Here is a 15,335-nt window from a genome sequence, read left to right on the forward strand (position 1 = left end):
CTCCATCCCGGCCGCCGCGTAGGCGAGCGCGCCGGACCGGCTGGGCTGGGGGACAGACATGGGAAATCCCGGACTCTCGCGTGACATGTGCGACGTGTGGTGAGTGATGTCGGTCTGCGTGAGAGTATCGCAACAGCCTTGCCGAAAAGGTGAGTTGGTGTTCGACTCAACCTCGCGCCGCCCGGCCCGCGACGCCTCCGCCATGAGTACGCGGCGGTTGACCCGCTTGCCGCGCGGTGGGAACAGCGGTCGGAACGCCGGTCTGGGCGAGGAGGCACAGGGCTGCCGCTGACGTGGAGCCGGTGTCGGCTGTCGCCACGACGATGCGTTGGCCCTCCTCCTTCGGGACGTTCAGGGTCTGGAGGTTGAGCTGCATGCGGCCTACCAGCGGATGGTGCATGCGGTATGTCGCGAGGTCCCACTTCCTGACCCGGTGCTCGGACCACATCGTGGTGAACTCCGTGCTCTTCATGGCCAGTTCACCGATCAGCGCGGCCAGCCGGGGATCGTCCGGATGCTGTCCGGCGGCGAGCCGCAGCTTCCCCACCACGTCCCTGGCCTTCTTCGGCCAGTCCATGTCGTACAGGTCCCGGGTGTGCGGGTCCAGGAAGACCAGCCTGGCCGTGTTCGGGCGCTGGTCGGGCTGATCGGGGATGTGCGGGTCCAGATGCCCGGCGAACAGCGCGTGTCCCGTGCGGTTCCAGGCCAGTACGTCGCTGCGGCGCCCGAGCACGACCGCGGGTGAGTCGCCGAACGCGTCGAGCAGCTGCCGGGTCGTGTCACCCGCCCGCTCCGGCACGGGCCTGCGCCGGGTGCCGGTGCGGCGCGAGGCGCGGGCCAGGTCGTGCAGATGGGCCCGCTCCACCTCGTCCAGGCCGAGGGCGCGGGCCAGCGCGTCCAGCACCTCCGGTGACGCGTTGAGTGAGAGCCCCTGCTCCAGCCGCGTGTAGTAGGACAGGCCCACCCCGGCGAGCTGTGCCAGCTCGTCGCGGCGCAGACCCGGCACGCGACGGCGCTCTCCGAAATCCGGGAGTCCCACGTCCGCCGGCTGCAACTGCGACCGGCGGGTCCTGAGGAACTCCCCCAACCGCGGCTTCTTGTCCATGCGTCGAGTATCGAGCACCGGAACGCCGGGCAGCCTGCCCCTGGCAAGGGCAGGCTGCGAGCGGCCGGTGCCAGCACACTCGGAGCCACGAGCAGGACGCAGGGCGGGCCCCGGAACGGCGCACGGGCGGGGCCGGTCGGCGTCACCGGCCCGGAACCCGGTGCGGCGGCTTCGCCGTCCACGCGGCGCCGGCTCCGGCTCGGCCCGACTCACTCGGACACGGCATCCCCGCCCACCACGTCCCGGACGCGGTGTCCGGCGTAACGACGGCTTCACCCTCGCCCGGTGAACGCGCGCTGACCGCAGCGCCCGGTCGGGACGACCCGGTCGACCCGGTCGAGCCTCCCGAGCCGGCACCTCTCTTCCGGTGCCGGTTTCGAAGAGACAGCGGCCTGAACGTCCGCACCACACGTGCTCACGACTCTCTGTGGCACCTATGAAAGGGAAACAACATGACCGCGCTGTACACCACCGAGGCCCTGTCGACCGGTGACGGTCGCAACGGCGAAGTCCGGTCCCTCGACGGCGTCCTGGACGAAGTCCTGGCGGTCCCGAAGGAGATGGGCGGCCCCGGTGGCGACAGGACCAACCCGGAGCAGCTCTTCGCCGCCGGATACGCCGCCTGCTTCCACAACGGACTGCGCCTGATCGCGAGCGGACAGGGGGTCAAGCTGTCGGCCTCGACCGTGCAGTCGAAGGTGAGCCTGCTGGCGCGGGAGGCCGGCGGTTTCACCCTGGCCGTGTCGCTGACCGCGCATCTGCCGGGCCTGGAGCAGTCCACCGCCGACCAGTTGATGAAGGCCACCCATGAAGTGTGCCCGTACTCCAACGCCACCCGGGGGAACATCGAGGTGACCCTCGCGGCCACGGTCCGGTAAGGGACTTCGGACGACTGACGCTCCCGAGGAGACTCAACGGCTGGCGCCACGGCGCGGCGGCAGCCGTGCTCACCGCCCCCGTCGGCCGCCACGCCGTCCTGCGGGCGCCCGGCAACCCCGGCACCGGACGGTCTCACCTCCACCGGCGAAGCCCTGAGCCGCCCCCCCTCACTTCCCACAGCACAGGAACCGCGTACCCAGTGGCCACTATCGGACATACCGCCGACGACCCGTTCCCTTTGTTCACCTTTACCGACGACACATCGGTATCTTCGGCCCCCCGGGCATCCGTCGCCCGGTCGACCGCGGACGGCGGTACGAGCGCGTGAAGTCCAGGCTCGATCCGCTGTCCATGGCGGCGATGGCGGTCACCGTGGTCTCCGTCTCGGCCACCGCCCCGCTCACCGCCGCGGCCTCCGCCTCGCCGCTCGCCATGGCCTTCTGGCGCAACTGTCTGGGCTTCGCCGTACTCGGGCCGCTCCTGCTGTTGCTGCGCCGTCGCGAGGTGGTGCGCGTCGCGCGCGGCGAGCGCGGCGTCCTGCGCCGGGAGCAGTGGCGGCCCCTGGCCTTCGGCTTCCTCGCGGCCACGTCGCTCGCCCTCCACTTCGCGGCCTTCATGACGAGCACCAGACTGACCTCGGTCGCCATGTCCACGGCACTCGTCGCCACCCAGCCCGTCTGGCAGGCCCTCATCGCCGCGGGCCAGGGCGTCCGTGCGCCCCGACGGACCTGGGCGGGTCTCGCGCTCGCCGTGCTGGGAGCGGCCGCGGCGGGCGGTCTCGACATCAGGTCCGGTGGTACGGCGCTGCTGGGGGACCTGCTCGCCCTCGTCGGGGCCATCGCCCAGGCCGGGTACACCGCGCTGAGCGAACGATCGCGCGCGGATGTGAGCACACCGCTGTATTCGACGTTCACTTCGCTGGTCTGCGGTCTGGAACTGCTCGCAGTCTGCCGGTTGGCCCACGTCCCGCTGACGGGCTTCGACAGATCCACGCAGCTGTCGCTGCTCGGGCTGCTCGTCCTTCCCCAGATCCTGGGACTCGGCTCACTGAACTTCGCCCTGGGCAGGACATCGGCGACGACGATGAGCGTCCTGCTCCTGCTGGAGACCCCCGTGGCGGCGCTCGCCGCGTGGTGGTTCATGGGGCAGGGCATCAAGCCCGCGACCGTACCCGGGCTCCTGTTGGTCATCGTCGGCGTCACGGTCGTGGTCACGAGCGGCAGCGCGGCACAGGCCACGGCAGAGCAGGTCAGCCACCGCGGTACGGGAATACCGCCGTACCCGGCCTACGCCCCCGACCCGCCCCAGCCTCCGCCCGCACCGCGGCATCCGACCGCACCGCGGCATCCGACGTTCCCGGACTCCGCCGGACAGGACCCCAGAGTGGACTGGGCAAGGTACACCAGGGAGGAGAGCCCAACCGTCACCCTCACCACCTATCACGGTGCGGGGGCGTTCGACACCCTGTTCCTGCGCATGCCGCGCATGGCGGAAGAGGAGCCGAACCCCGACAGTCCCGCCGACGCGTTGGCGGACCGCGGCGGGCGGCGGTAGACCGCCCATCCGATCGCAGCCCGGGCGCGGTCGTGTTCCGGCCCCGGACCCGGCCGTGAACCGGCCGGTGGCGTAGCTGTCGGCGACCGCCCCGCCCGCGAGGATGGCGTACCGCCGGGTGGCGTAGGGGATCAAGGCGCCGGAATCCGCAGGCCGGAGGTGGTGGCTCCGCCGGATCGGGCGAACCGGAGGGCGGGGTGCTTGATCCCCTGCACCACGTCGCGGGGTACGACCCGCGGCCGGCCCCGCGGCTCGGTGACGGCCGCGACCGACCTTGGACGACCAGCGCCCTCATCTGGTGTATCCGGTGGGACCGTGGGTGCGTCGCGGCGAACGGCCGTCGTCCTTTCGGCCGAGGCTCCGGGGTCACAACCGGCCGTTGTGCCGAGGCAGTTGAACAGGCGGGAGAGGAATCTCTGAGGGGAACAGCCGGTAGGGTCCGGCCGTCGCGGGAATCGAAGGAGCACCCCATGAAGCGCATCGTCATAGTCCTGGCCGCGGCCGCCGTGCTGGCGGCAGGCGTGGTGACGGCGTGGAACGTGTTCGACAACTCGTCGGTCGCCACCGCGGGCGGAGCGGATCACACGGTTTCGCGCACGGTGGTCGAGAAGCTGGCCAAGGAGAACTACGGCATCCCCTTCGTCCAGGACGGCCCGCAGTCCGTGAGCTGCCCGAGCGGGCTGCACGCGAAGATGGACTACACCGTGAGGTGCACCGCCGTTTTCAAGGGCGAGACGAAGACGATGCTGATCTCCGTGACCGGGGTGAACGGCGACCGGGTGAGTTTCGACTACGGCCTGGAGAAGTAAGCAGGGTTCAGCGGTCGCCGACCACGCCGTGTCGCCATGCCCAGGCGGCGATCTCCACGCGGTTCCGTACCCCCAACTTGACCTGGATGTTCGTCAGATGGGACTTGACGGTGGAGAGCGAGACGCAGAGCCCGGCGCAGAGCTCCTGATTGGTCCGTCCGTCGGCGACCAGCCGGACCACATCCAACTCCCGTTCCGTCAGCGGGCCGGAAGACACCTCGCCGCCGCCGGCGGGCCGTTGTTCGCCGATCCGCTGCAGGAGCCGTACGGTCACGGAGGGCGAGATCAGCGCGTCGCCGCGCGCCGCGGCGCGTACGGCCTCCACCAGCAGTCCGGGGCCGGCGTCCTTCAACAGGAACCCGCAGGCACCGTTGCTCAACGCCCCGTACACGTAGTCGTCCTGGTCGAAAGTGGTCACGACCACCACGCGCAGCGGGTCGACGGCCCTCGGGCCCGCGAGCAGCCGGGTCACTTCCAGCCCGTCGAGTTTCGGCATGCGGATGTCGACCAGGCACACGTCGGGGCGCAGCTTCCTGGCCATCTCCACGCACTCCGCGCCGTCGGCCGCCTCGCCCACGACCTCGATACCGGGCTGTGTCTGGAGGATCAACCGGAAGCCCGTGCGCACCATTTCCTGGTCGTCGGCGATCAGGACCCGTATCGCCGATCCGCCTGATCCGCCTGATCCGCCTGATCCGCCTGATCCGCCTGATCCGCCTGATGCGCTTGATCCGCTGGCGTTGGTCATGCGGGGGATCCTGCCACAGCCCCTCTCACCGGGAATTCCGCCGTCAGCCTCCAGCCGCCGTCCTCGGCCCGGCTCGCGTGGAGCGTTCCGCCGACCGCCTCGGCGCGTTCGGTCAGCCCGATGAGGCCGAGGCCGCCGCGCCCGCCGAGAGGTTCGCTGTTCGGTGCCGCCTGCCGCGGTGGTGGTGCGTTGTGCACTTCGACCCGAAGCCGCCGGGCAGTCGCACGGTCGACATCGCCGTCGCCGTCGTCGTCGTCCGACAGCGCGATCCGTACGGAGACGGACGGTGATCCCGGCGCATGACGGCGTACGTTCGTCAGCGCCTCGCGCACGACGTTCCGCACGGACGTCTCCACCTCGGGGGCCGGCCGCGCCTGCCGGGCCTCGGCCGCGACCTGGAGGGTGGCGGGGACGTCGCGTTCGGAGAACGTGGCGACCAGTTCGCCCAGTTCGGCGTACAGCTCCCCCGGTCGCACCGCCCGTGTGGTGTCGTCGCGCAGCACGCGCACCAGCTTGCGCATCGACTGCAGGGTCTCGCCCCCGGCCTGCTCGATGCCGCGCAGCAGCGGGTCCACCTGCTCGGGTGCGATCTCGCGGATCGTACGGGCCGCCTGGGCCTGGACGACGATGCCCGTGACGTGGTGGGCGACGAAGTCGTGCAGTTCGCGGGCGAGTTCCAGGCGTTCGTTCTGACGCGTGTCGGCGACGGCACGGCTTCTGCGGTCGTCGAGGCTGCGGAGGTAGGAGCCGATGCCCACCGCACCGCCCGTGAAGAAGATCAGGAGGAAGGAGAAGTAGATGTTGCCGCTGCCCTGCATCCGCATCGGTGCCGCGATCACGGCGGAGGCGAGCGCGGTGCCCAGCGTGGCGGCCAGCCAGGGCTGCGGCGTGTCCCTCGCGGTGCGCACCAGCAGGAGCAGCAGGCACAGCGTCTCCAGCACACCCCAGTCGACGATCAGCCACGGCTTCACGGACGTGAAGACGAGCAGCGTCACCGTCCAGGAGACGAGCACCGCGGCACCCGCGCCCCAGGCCGGCGCGAGACGTCTGCCGGGCAGCAGCAGCGCGACGGCCGCCACGAGGCCCGGGGCCAGCCTCAACCATGCGCTGTCGCCCTCGAGTCCGGCATCGGACGCGACGCCGGCCACGTCGACCACCCACAACAGCGCCATGAGCACCCCCAGTGCGGTGAGGGCGGTGCGATGGGGCAGCGGGGAGTTCCGGGTGTGATCGTCTGTGTCTCTCGCGTCTCGCACATCTCGCAGCGTAGGGGCGGCCCCGCCGGGCGGCCTCGGCCAAAAGGACGACGCGGTGGCTCCCAACCGGCCGGCCGGCCGAGGCGACGGGCCGTACCGGACGCGGATGTTGGAGCACATGACCAACAACACCTCTTCGCAGCCGACCGTGTTGAGCGGTATCGGGCTGACCAAGTCCTTTGGGCCCTCCGGATCCACCCGCGCGCTCGACGGCGTGGACATCACCGTGCAGGCGGGTGAGTCGCTGGCCGTGATGGGCCCCTCCGGGTCCGGCAAGTCGACGTTGCTGCACTGCCTGGCGAACATCGAGCGCCCGGACAGCGGCCAGGTGCTGCTGAACGGCGAGCGCATCGACCAGTTGCGCGAGCCGCACCGCAGCGAGCTGCGCCGTACCCGCTTCGGGTTCGTCTTCCAGTTCGGGCAGTTGCTGCCCGAACTGCCGGCGGTGGAGAACGTGGCGCTCCCGCTGATGCTCGGCGGTACCCCGCGCCGCGAGGCGGAGCGGTGCGCGCGCCAGTGGTTCGCGCCGCTGGGCCTGGAGGGCAAGGAGGACAGCCGACCTGGTCAGTTGTCCGGAGGGCAGGCTCAACGGGTGGCGATCGCACGGGCGATGGTCGCGGGCGCCCAGGTCGTCTTCGCCGACGAGCCGACGGGCGCGCTCGACCAGGCCACCGGGCAGGATGTGATCCGGATGCTGACGCAGGTCACCAGGACGCAGAACACGGCGTTGGTCGTGGTCACTCACGACCGGTCGGTGGCTCGCTGGTGCGACCGTACGGTGCAGGTGCGGGACGGCCGGATCGTACGGGCGGCGGAGGCGGAGGCGGGAGCGGGAGCGGGGTCGGCGTCGGTCTCGACCGGCGTGACCGGTGCGGCTGCCGGAGTTGTGCGATGAGGATCCTGGACCGCACCACCTGGACGCTGACCTGGCGGCTGCTCCGCGGCGGCGGCAGGCACGGCCGGCTCGGCGCCGGACTGTCCGTCGCCGCCTCGGCGATCTGCACCATGCTGCTGCTCCTGTGCGTCGGCGCCAACCTCGGCTTCGGCGCACGCGCCGCGCACGCCGACTGGCGTACCCCCGCCAGGGCCGAGCTCTCGCACGCGGTGGCCGTCGAGGCGGTGGGCACCACCTTCATCGGCGGTGAGCCCGTGACCGTCGTCGACGTCGCGGCGCTGCCGGGCCGGAGCGGCGAGGCGCCCGCGCCTCCCGGTATGCCGCGCTTCCCCGAGCCGGGCGAGGTGTGGACCTCGCCCGCGCTCGGCAAGCTGCCCGGCAGCACGAACACCACCGGCACGCTCGGCCGCGCCGCACTGGTCAGGCCCGGCGAGAAGGTGGCCGTCGTCGGGCACCGCGCCGACGACCCGGCGATGACGGTGCGGCGCGGCACCGACCCGCGCCGTCCGGGGGACATCGTCACGCCCACGCCCGTCGCGGACTTCGCCGGGAAGCGAACGGCGGACGGCCTCGGGGCGCAGTACCAGGCTCTGGTGAAGATCGCCACGGTCCTGCTGATCGTGCCGCTGCTCGTGCTCGGCGCCTCCTCGGCCCGGCTGTCCGTCTCGCGTCGCGACACCCGGCTGGCCACGCTGCGGCTGCTGGGCGCGGCGCCGGGCCGGATCGCGGGGATCGCGGTGGCCGAGGCGGCACTGACCGGTACGGCGGGCGCCGTCGCGGGCGCCCTGGGCTATGCGCTCCTCCTGCCCCTCGCGGCCAAGGTCCCTCTGGCGGGCGGCAGTTGGTACGTGTCCGATCTATGGGTCGGTACGGGAGTCCTGCTTGCCGTACTCGTCGGAGTGGTGCTGATGGTGGCGGCCGGCGCGCTGGCGGGGCTGCGCCAGGTGGTCGTGGGCCCGCTCGGCGTCGTACGCCGCTCGCGCACCCCCCGTCTGAAGGCCGTACGCGCGCTGCTGTTCGTCGCCGTACTGGTCGGCTACGGGCTGCTGTCCAAGGGCAAGTCGATGGACATCGACGCGGTGGTGTACTGCTGCGCCGCCGTCTTCGCCGCACTGTCCGTCATCGGCCCCTGGGTGGTCGGCGTACTCGGCGCTCTCGTCGTCGGGTCGGCGCGGCGACCGGCGACGCTGCTCGCGGGGCGCCGCCTGCTCGACGACCCCAAGTCCGTGTGGCGTGCGGTGTCGGCGCTGACGCTGGCGGCCTTCGTGGCCGGTTTCTTCGCGCTGTTCAGCCTCGGCGGCGCCTCGCCATGGGGCAGCGCGGACCAACTCGCGCTGTCCGTACCCAAGGAGCGCGTCACCGCCGTACGACAGCAGGCCACCGCACGCCTGGAACGCGCGGGCATCCACGCCACCGTCGGCACGAACGACGACTGGGTCGCCACCGGCATGGGCGGAGGGGAGGAGCGCCAGGTCACCGCGACCGTCACGGACCCGGGCCGACTGGACGCGGCGCGCGCCGCACTCACCGGTCTCGTGCCCGGCCAGTACCCGCTCACGGGCCCGGACGTCGACTGGCAGTCGAGGCAGTTCAACCGTGACTTCCACCTCGTGACACTGGCCGTGCTCGGTGCGAGCTTCGCCATCGCCATCGCCGCCACGGGCATCACGGCCGCCTCGTCCGTCCTGGACCGCCGCCGCACATACGGCCTGCTGCACCTCGCGGGCACCCCGCTGCGGATCCTGGACGCGGCCAGGCGTACCGAGTCGGTGCTGCCCGCCGCCGTCCTCGCGGGCGGCGCGGTGCTCACGGGGCTGTTCTGCGCGGCGCCGCTGACGCTCGCCGGGGGTGCCCCGCAGTTCGACGGCCCCGGCACCGCGCTCCTCGCCGGCTGCCTGGCGCTGGGCTTCGCGGGCCTGGCCGGCGCGAGCGCGGCGAGCCGCCCGCTGCTGCGCACGGTTGTGGGAGAAGCGGGCCCGCGCCCGGACTAGCCGGAACCGTGCCGCCGGCCTCGGCCTCGCCGACCGGTTGTGACGGTCGTCCACGAACTCCTTGAACACCTTCAATTCCTTGTCGCAAGAAGGTTCCCCCACGCCATGCGCACCAAGCTCGATGCCGTCTCCGTCACCGCCGTGCTGGTGACGGTCGGCGCTTTCTCCGCGACCGCGCCGCTCACCGCGTTCGCCACCGGCTCCGCGCTCGCGCTGGCGCTCGGCCGCAACGCGCTGGGCCTCCTGACCCTTGGACCGGTGGTCGCGCTGATCCGCCGGCGCGAGTTCAGGAAGGTCCTCCGCGGCGAGCGCTTCCTCGTGCGCAAGGAGCAACGCCGAGGCGCTCTCCTGGGCGCTCTCGCCGGTACGGCGCTGGCCGCGCACTTCGCCACGTTCATGTCCAGTACCCGGATGACCAGTGTCGCCATGGCGACCGCCCTGGTCGCCACCCAGCCCGTCTGGCAGGCCCTCATCTCGACGCTGCAGGGCCACCGGCTGCCGCGCGCGACCTGGGCCGGCCTCGGCGTCTCGGTGGCGGGCGCGGCGATCGCCAGCGGTATGGACGGGCGGGCGGGCACCGAAGCCCTTGTCGGTGACGCGCTCGCCCTCGCGGGCGCGATCGCACTCGCCGGTTACACGGCGCTCAGCGAACAGGCCCGCCCCGATGTCAGCACGATGGTGTACTCGGTGCTGTGCTCCTCGGTGTGCACGGTGGAACTGCTGATCCTCTGCCTCGTCACCGGAACGCCTCTGTTCGCCTTCGACGCCGGCACCTGGCTCGCCCTGCTGGGTCTGCTGCTCTTTCCCCAGCTGCTCGGCCTGTTCTCCCTCAACTTCGTCCTCGGCCGGGCGCCGGCCACGGCGGTGAGCATATTGCTGCTGCTGGAGGCACCTGTGGCCGCGCTCATCGCCTGGCTGTGGCTCGGTCAGCTGCCCGCCGCGACAGCGTGGCCGGGACTGCTCATGATCATGCTGGGAGTGACCGCGGTGGTGGTCGCGGACGCGCGACGCGCGGATCCGGCGACGGACACGGACACCGTCGCGGACATGGACACCACCGGCGAGGCACGTGGTCTCGTCGCCTTTCCGCAGCATCCGCTCCTCGCCCTGAACCGCATACCCGGTGGCGACATCCACGCCTTCCTGTGGCGCGAAGCCCACAGGGGACGCTTCAGGGCGGTCGAGGCCACGATAAGAAGGCTGGAGAACGAGGCCGTCCGCGTCCACGGCGCCAAGTCCGCCGAGGCCACGCACTGGATCGAGGTACGCGCCGTCGTCGCCCGTATCGCCGCGGACCACGCTCTCTCCGCCCGGCTGTGGCTGACCGCCGCCCGGTTCCACGCCTCTTCGGCGCGCCGGGATCTTCCCCGCACGCGCACCTGCCTCGACCACGCCTACCAGGAGTGGTGCGGCGTGACGGACGAAGACGTCATCGACGAACTGGCCTCAGCTCTGCGGGCGTTGTGCCGGGAGGATCCGTACTACAGCACGGCGATGCTCGCCGCCCTGGACAGACGCCTGCTGCACAAGACCGTTCACTCCCGTCAGGAGTGAGCGTCATGGCGCCGCACGAAGCTGTGCGGCCTCGTGGCGCAGTGCCTCCACGGTGGCCGTCACCTCGGGAGAGCGGTCGTGGGCCGTGACGGCGACGATGGCTCGGCCGAGCCAGGCGGGGTCGTCGACCTGGACGGTGCGGACTCCGGCGGGGACCGCGGCCGCGGCGACTTGGGGGAGTACGGCGATGCCGAGACCGGTGGCGACAAGGCCGAGGCGGGTGGGCCATTCGCGGGCGGCGTAGGCGATCCGCGGGTGGTCGAGGGTGGGCCAGGCGCCGAACTGGGGGTCGTCACGGAGGCCCTTGCCGACGATCCAGGGTTCGTCCCTCAGCTCGGTCACCGGGACGGTTCCGCGGCCGGCGAACCGGTGGCCGGCAGCGACGGCGAGCAGAAGGCCGCCGTCGAGGAGCAGGTCGCGGCGCAGTCCCTCGACATCGTAGGCGGGCAGGTCGGGTCCCACCCCGATCACTGCGACGTCGATGCGGTGAGCGCGGAGTTGGCGAAGCTGAGTGGGCGAGGAGGCCTCGCCGAACTCGACGACCAGACCGGGGTGGTCGTTTCCGAGGCGGGCGAGTGTCCTGGGGACGAGCACGGCGGCGGCCGAGGGGAACGCCGCGATGGCGACCCGTCCGGTGACGTGGTCCTTCAGTCCGGCGAGGTCCGTGCTGACGGCGTCGATCTCGGTGAGGGCCGTTGCGGCCCGGCGGGCGAGGATCATGCCCGCCGGAGAGGGGGCCACCCCTCGGGCGCCCCGGACGAACAGCGGTGCGCCCGCCGCGGCTTCCATCGCCGCCACCTGGCGGGACACCGCTGACTGCGTGTATCCGAGTGCGTCGGCCGCGGCGGTGAACGATCCGGTGTCGACCACTGCCTGGACGACGCGGAGACCGGTGAGGGTGAAGTCGGCCATGCCGTCATCCTGGCACATTCCTAAAACGCATGTCTCCTATGTGAGACCTTCGCTGGTGGAATACCTGGACCGGCAGCACGCTGGAGGTGCAACAGCAGGCAGTTCACGCACAAGGAGCACCAGCCATGACGAAGACGTGGTTCATCACGGGGAGTTCGAGGGGGTTCGGCCGCGAGTGGGCAGAAGCGGCGCTCGAACGCGGCGATCACGTCGCGGCGACGGCTCGGGACGTCAGCCGGCTGACCCCTCTGGTCGAGCGGTACGGGGACGCGGTACTGCCGGTCCGGCTCGACGTCACCGACCGCACCGCGGCGCATGAGGCGGTGCGGCTCGCCCACTCGCATTTCGGTTCGCTGGACATCGCGGTCAACAACGCCGGCTACGGGCAATTCGGCATGGTCGAGGAGTTGAACGAGGACGACCTCCGGGCTCAGATGGAGACCAACTTCTTCGGCGCGGTGTGGGTCACACAGGCCGTGCTGCCCCTCATGCGGTCGCAACGATCGGGAAGGATCCTGCAAGTGACCAGCGAGGGAGGCGTACGCGCCTTCCCCGGCATCGGTGCGTACCACGCCTCCAAATGGGCTCTTGAGGGGTTGTCGGAGTCCCTGGCGCAGGAAGTGGCGGCCTTCGGCATCCACATCACCAACGTCGAGCCCGGTCCCTATGCCACCGACTGGCTGGCCCGCGGGGCACGGCACAGTGAGCGGCACCCGGACTACGCCGAAGTCCACGCGGCCACCGCACCGGATTTCGAGGTCGGCGACCCGCGCGCGACCCGCGACGCGATTCTTCGGATCGTCGACGCGGAGCGGCCCCCGCTGAGGATCTTCCTCGGCAGGTCCTTCACCGACGTCGCCGCCCTCTACGAGGAGCGTCTGAGCACCTGGCGCCAGTGGCAGCCGGTCTCCCTGGCCGCGTTCGGCTGACGACTCCTGACAAAAGGCGGCTTCTGGATCTCCGGGAATGACGGTATGTCAGGTCTCGTTGATGTCGGCCGGCCGAAGGGGGTGTGAGCGAGCCGCGGACCTGCTGGACTTTTTGTGCGCCGCGGTCGACTCCAGCCGCGTCGTGGCCCGGTTCGTTCCCGATGCGGGCCGGCTCGGTGGTGCGCGTCAGCGGTGGTTGACGTAGGCGACGAGTCCGCCGATGGTCAGGCCCAGTGCGCATCCGCGGCGGAAGGATTCGTGGCGCATGCGCGGGGTGTGCTGCGCGTCGGTCATCGCGTACGGTGCGCGGATCCCCAGTTCCACGCCGCACAGGCACACGACGTATCCGTGACGCAGCGCGGCGGCCTCCCATTCGGGGTCGTGCGGGACCCAGGTCCGGGAGTAGATCTCACCGTCGGGCGTCCGCAGTTCCAGCCGGGAGTAGGTGTATCCGAAGCGCTGCTCCAGTTTTGGCTGTTCATCGGGTATCTCGTGCAGCTCCCAGCCGGGGATCCAGTGCAGGTCGGAGGGTTCGGGCGGTAGGCGCCTCATGCCGAACAGGATGGCGCCTTCGATCTGCGGTTCCTCGGGTATCTCGTCGGGCGAGGCCCCCTTCGGCTCGATGTACCCGAAGTAGCCCACGCCCAGGGCATGCCTGAACTCGAAGAGGGCGGCGGGCATGTGGCGTGTCTGTGTGTGACGGAGGGTGACGGTTCCTTCCGCGGTCTCCAGACTCATCCGCACGCGCTCGAGCCGCAGCGCGGGGTCGTCGCAGAACAGGATCTGCCCGAGGTCGTCGACCTGTTCGAACTGATGCCGGCTCATCTCCTGCAGCCCTCCGGTCGGTTGCCGTTCCGCGTCCGCGGAGCCGACGTGGATTCTTCAACGATCCTATTGAAGGATCGTTGAACAATCCATACCTTGGAACGCGTGCACCACCAGGCGGCGGTTCCATCGAGAGCGGGGGCGAGGTTGACCGCGGAGGAAGTACGCAAAGGGCGGACCGGTGCGGGTCGGCGGGTGCTGGTGGGCGCCGCGAGCACCGGCGCGGCGTTGGCGCTGTGTGCGGCCGTACGTCTGATCGGGCACACGGCCTTCGTCACGGACGCCCAGTGGATCTACGAGCTGTGCGCACTGACGCTCCTTTTCGGCGGCGTGTTCCTGGGCACGTGCTGGTGCTTGGACATCCGGTGGCTGCTGGGTGCGGTGTGCCTCCTCGGGGTGCTGTTCCTGCAGAACCTGGAGCTGGATCAGCAGGCACTGCACCAGCACGGGCGTACCGAACACGTCAGGGTCCGACAGATTCAGTGGTCCGCCGGCGACGGCATGGGCGACAGTGTCCACGTCTACACGGTCACCGTCCTCGACGGCCCACCGCTGGCTCCGTTCGAGGAGAACGGGCTCACGGGCTGGAAGTGGGCGGTGGGCGGCACTTACACGGTGACCGTCGATCCGCAGGGCCGTGCCCCGCTCAAGCGGGGGGACAAACCCGGGCCTCCGGTGATCCAGCAGTTCCTGCAGATCCCGCTCGGCCTCGGCCTGGCCTTCGCCCTGTGGCGGCCCGCGGACCTGCTCCTGCGCCGACAACGCGTCTCGTCAGCCGGACCCACCCAGCCCCGGCCATAGGGGGCTGTGACGGAGCGGCGCCGGGCTTGTCGCGTGCCAGTTCGTGATCGACACCGGCGCACCACCGGCTCTCCGACGACCCCGGATGGGTCACCGGGGATGCTGCTTCCGGCGGGAGAGCCGAGTCTGGGACCAGACGGCGGAGGGCACCGCCGACCGCCTGCTCGTCGCGCCCCGCGGCCGGTGGGCCCGCCTACGCTGGAGCTTCTGATGAGCTCGTCCGTGACGTCCATGGCCGTCGTCTGCGACTGGCCATTGCTTCAGCTCGGTCTCGCGCATGCGATCAACGCCCAACCGGACCTGCGCATCACGCTCTTCAGTAAAAGCGTGAGCGACCTGATCCGCAAGGCGAACGGCGACGAGATCGTCGTACTGATCAATCTTCAGGTGTCCGCCCAGGAGGCCTCCGACCGGGTCGCCCAGTTGCACCGGCAGGGCTACGCCGTCATCGTCCTGTCGGCCTCTGGGGCGCAGTCCGACGCGGTGCTGTGCGTCACGGCCGGTGCCCGCGGATATGTGAGCCGGCAGTCCGACGGCTCCGAGCTGGTGACGGCCATCCGGGCCGTCGCCTCGGGAAGCAGCTACTTCGGCGCCGGTGGCGCCGGTCTTGCCGGCCAGAGACCTCCTGCGCCGCCGCGGCGGTTCACCGGCCGCCAGCGGCAGATCCTGCAGCTCGTTGCCGGCGGTGCGACCGACCGCGAGATCGCCGACAGGCTGAACATCACCGAGAACACCGTGCATACGCACCTGGAGCGGCTGCGCCGCAAGAGCGGCTCCCGTCGCAGGGCCGACCTCACCCGGTTGGCCCTGGGATGCGGCGTGCTGGAGAACTTCCCCCTGGACTGACAGCGACCGCGGCCGGCGCGGAGAACTGGACGTACCTCGCGGAAGCTCACTCCGCGAGGTACGTGAACTCATCTGAGCTGGGACTGAGCGTCAGCCCTGGTTTCCGGTTTGGGTGTTGCCGGCGGTGCCGCTACCGGTTTCGGCTGGGGGGTTGTTGGTGGTGGTGCCGCTACCGGTTTCGGCTGGGGGGTTGTTGGTGGTGGTGCCGCTACCGGTTTCGGCTGGGGGGTT

14 protein-coding genes are annotated in these 15,335 nt (G+C 71.0%); 9 read left to right on the forward strand and 5 right to left on the reverse strand.

What is annotated here, in order from left to right; all coding sequences use genetic code 11:
* Window positions 1-166 precede the first annotated feature (166 nt).
* Window positions 167-1,105: a helix-turn-helix transcriptional regulator gene (locus AB0D85_RS50000; protein ID WP_362337580.1), complete on the reverse strand. Its 939-nt coding sequence runs from the start codon at window positions 1,103-1,105 to the stop codon at window positions 167-169.
* Window positions 1,106-1,557: 452 nt separating this feature from the next.
* Between AB0D85_RS50000 and AB0D85_RS50005 the strand changes: the two genes are divergently transcribed.
* The 3 genes from AB0D85_RS50005 (at window position 1,558) to AB0D85_RS50015 (ending at window position 4,347) form a co-directional block, all read left to right on the forward strand.
* A complete protein-coding gene (locus AB0D85_RS50005) occupies window positions 1,558-1,983 on the forward strand; it encodes an organic hydroperoxide resistance protein (RefSeq protein ID WP_362337583.1) in 426 nt (141 codons plus the stop codon).
* 325 nt (window positions 1,984-2,308) lie between these two features.
* Window positions 2,309-3,538 carry a DMT family transporter gene (locus AB0D85_RS50010; RefSeq protein WP_362337586.1) on the forward strand — a complete coding sequence of 410 codons (1,230 nt, stop codon included), beginning with the start codon at window positions 2,309-2,311 and terminating at the stop codon, window positions 3,536-3,538.
* A 470-nt stretch (window positions 3,539-4,008) separates the two neighbouring features.
* A complete protein-coding gene (locus tag AB0D85_RS50015; protein WP_362337589.1) occupies window positions 4,009-4,347 on the forward strand; it encodes a DUF4333 domain-containing protein in 339 nt (112 codons plus the stop codon).
* Between the two features lie 7 nt (window positions 4,348-4,354).
* On the opposite strand, the gene AB0D85_RS50020 is transcribed toward AB0D85_RS50015, so the two are convergent.
* Both AB0D85_RS50020 and AB0D85_RS50025 read right to left on the reverse strand, forming a co-directional pair.
* The gene (locus AB0D85_RS50020; RefSeq protein ID WP_362337679.1) at window positions 4,355-5,008 is read right to left on the reverse strand and encodes a response regulator transcription factor; all 654 of its coding nucleotides are present in this window, start codon (window positions 5,006-5,008) and stop codon (window positions 4,355-4,357) included.
* Between the two features lie 83 nt (window positions 5,009-5,091).
* The gene (locus AB0D85_RS50025) at window positions 5,092-6,351 is read right to left on the reverse strand and encodes a histidine kinase (protein WP_362337592.1); all 1,260 of its coding nucleotides are present in this window, start codon (window positions 6,349-6,351) and stop codon (window positions 5,092-5,094) included.
* Window positions 6,352-6,469: 118 nt separating this feature from the next.
* Between AB0D85_RS50025 and AB0D85_RS50030 the strand changes: the two genes are divergently transcribed.
* The 3 genes from AB0D85_RS50030 (at window position 6,470) to AB0D85_RS50040 (ending at window position 10,791) form a co-directional block, all read left to right on the forward strand.
* A complete protein-coding gene (locus AB0D85_RS50030) occupies window positions 6,470-7,246 on the forward strand; it encodes an ABC transporter ATP-binding protein (RefSeq protein ID WP_362337594.1) in 777 nt (258 codons plus the stop codon).
* Window positions 7,243-9,237 (forward strand): FtsX-like permease family protein, encoded by a 1,995-nt coding sequence (locus AB0D85_RS50035; protein WP_362337597.1) that lies wholly within the window; start codon window positions 7,243-7,245, stop codon window positions 9,235-9,237. The genes AB0D85_RS50030 and AB0D85_RS50035 overlap by 4 nt, the downstream gene beginning before the upstream one ends.
* Window positions 9,238-9,342: 105 nt before the next feature.
* Entirely contained in the window at window positions 9,343-10,791 is a 1,449-nt protein-coding gene (locus AB0D85_RS50040) for a DMT family transporter (RefSeq protein WP_362337600.1), read from the forward strand.
* Between the two features lie 3 nt (window positions 10,792-10,794).
* On the opposite strand, the gene AB0D85_RS50045 is transcribed toward AB0D85_RS50040, so the two are convergent.
* The gene (locus AB0D85_RS50045; RefSeq protein ID WP_362337603.1) at window positions 10,795-11,703 is read right to left on the reverse strand and encodes a LysR family transcriptional regulator; all 909 of its coding nucleotides are present in this window, start codon (window positions 11,701-11,703) and stop codon (window positions 10,795-10,797) included.
* Window positions 11,704-11,828: 125 nt separating this feature from the next.
* Here AB0D85_RS50045 and AB0D85_RS50050 point away from each other — a divergent pair, with 125 nt between their 5' ends.
* Window positions 11,829-12,632, forward strand: coding sequence for an SDR family NAD(P)-dependent oxidoreductase (locus tag AB0D85_RS50050; protein WP_362337606.1), 804 nt, complete (start codon window positions 11,829-11,831; stop codon window positions 12,630-12,632).
* 186 nt (window positions 12,633-12,818) lie between these two features.
* On the opposite strand, the gene AB0D85_RS50055 is transcribed toward AB0D85_RS50050, so the two are convergent.
* A complete protein-coding gene (locus AB0D85_RS50055; RefSeq protein WP_362337609.1) occupies window positions 12,819-13,457 on the reverse strand; it encodes a hypothetical protein in 639 nt (212 codons plus the stop codon).
* Between the two features lie 147 nt (window positions 13,458-13,604).
* On the opposite strand from AB0D85_RS50055, the gene AB0D85_RS50060 reads away from it, so the two are divergent.
* On the forward strand, window positions 13,605-14,258 hold the full coding sequence (locus AB0D85_RS50060) for a hypothetical protein (protein ID WP_362337612.1): 654 nt from the start codon (window positions 13,605-13,607) through the stop codon (window positions 14,256-14,258).
* 210 nt (window positions 14,259-14,468) lie between these two features.
* Complete coding sequence (locus AB0D85_RS50065) at window positions 14,469-15,104, forward strand: response regulator transcription factor (protein WP_362337615.1); 636 nt, start codon at window positions 14,469-14,471, stop codon at window positions 15,102-15,104.
* Window positions 15,105-15,335 lie beyond the last annotated feature (231 nt).

The organism is Streptomyces sp. NPDC048277, from assembly GCF_040652235.1.
GTDB lineage: Bacteria > Actinomycetota > Actinomycetes > Streptomycetales > Streptomycetaceae > Streptomyces.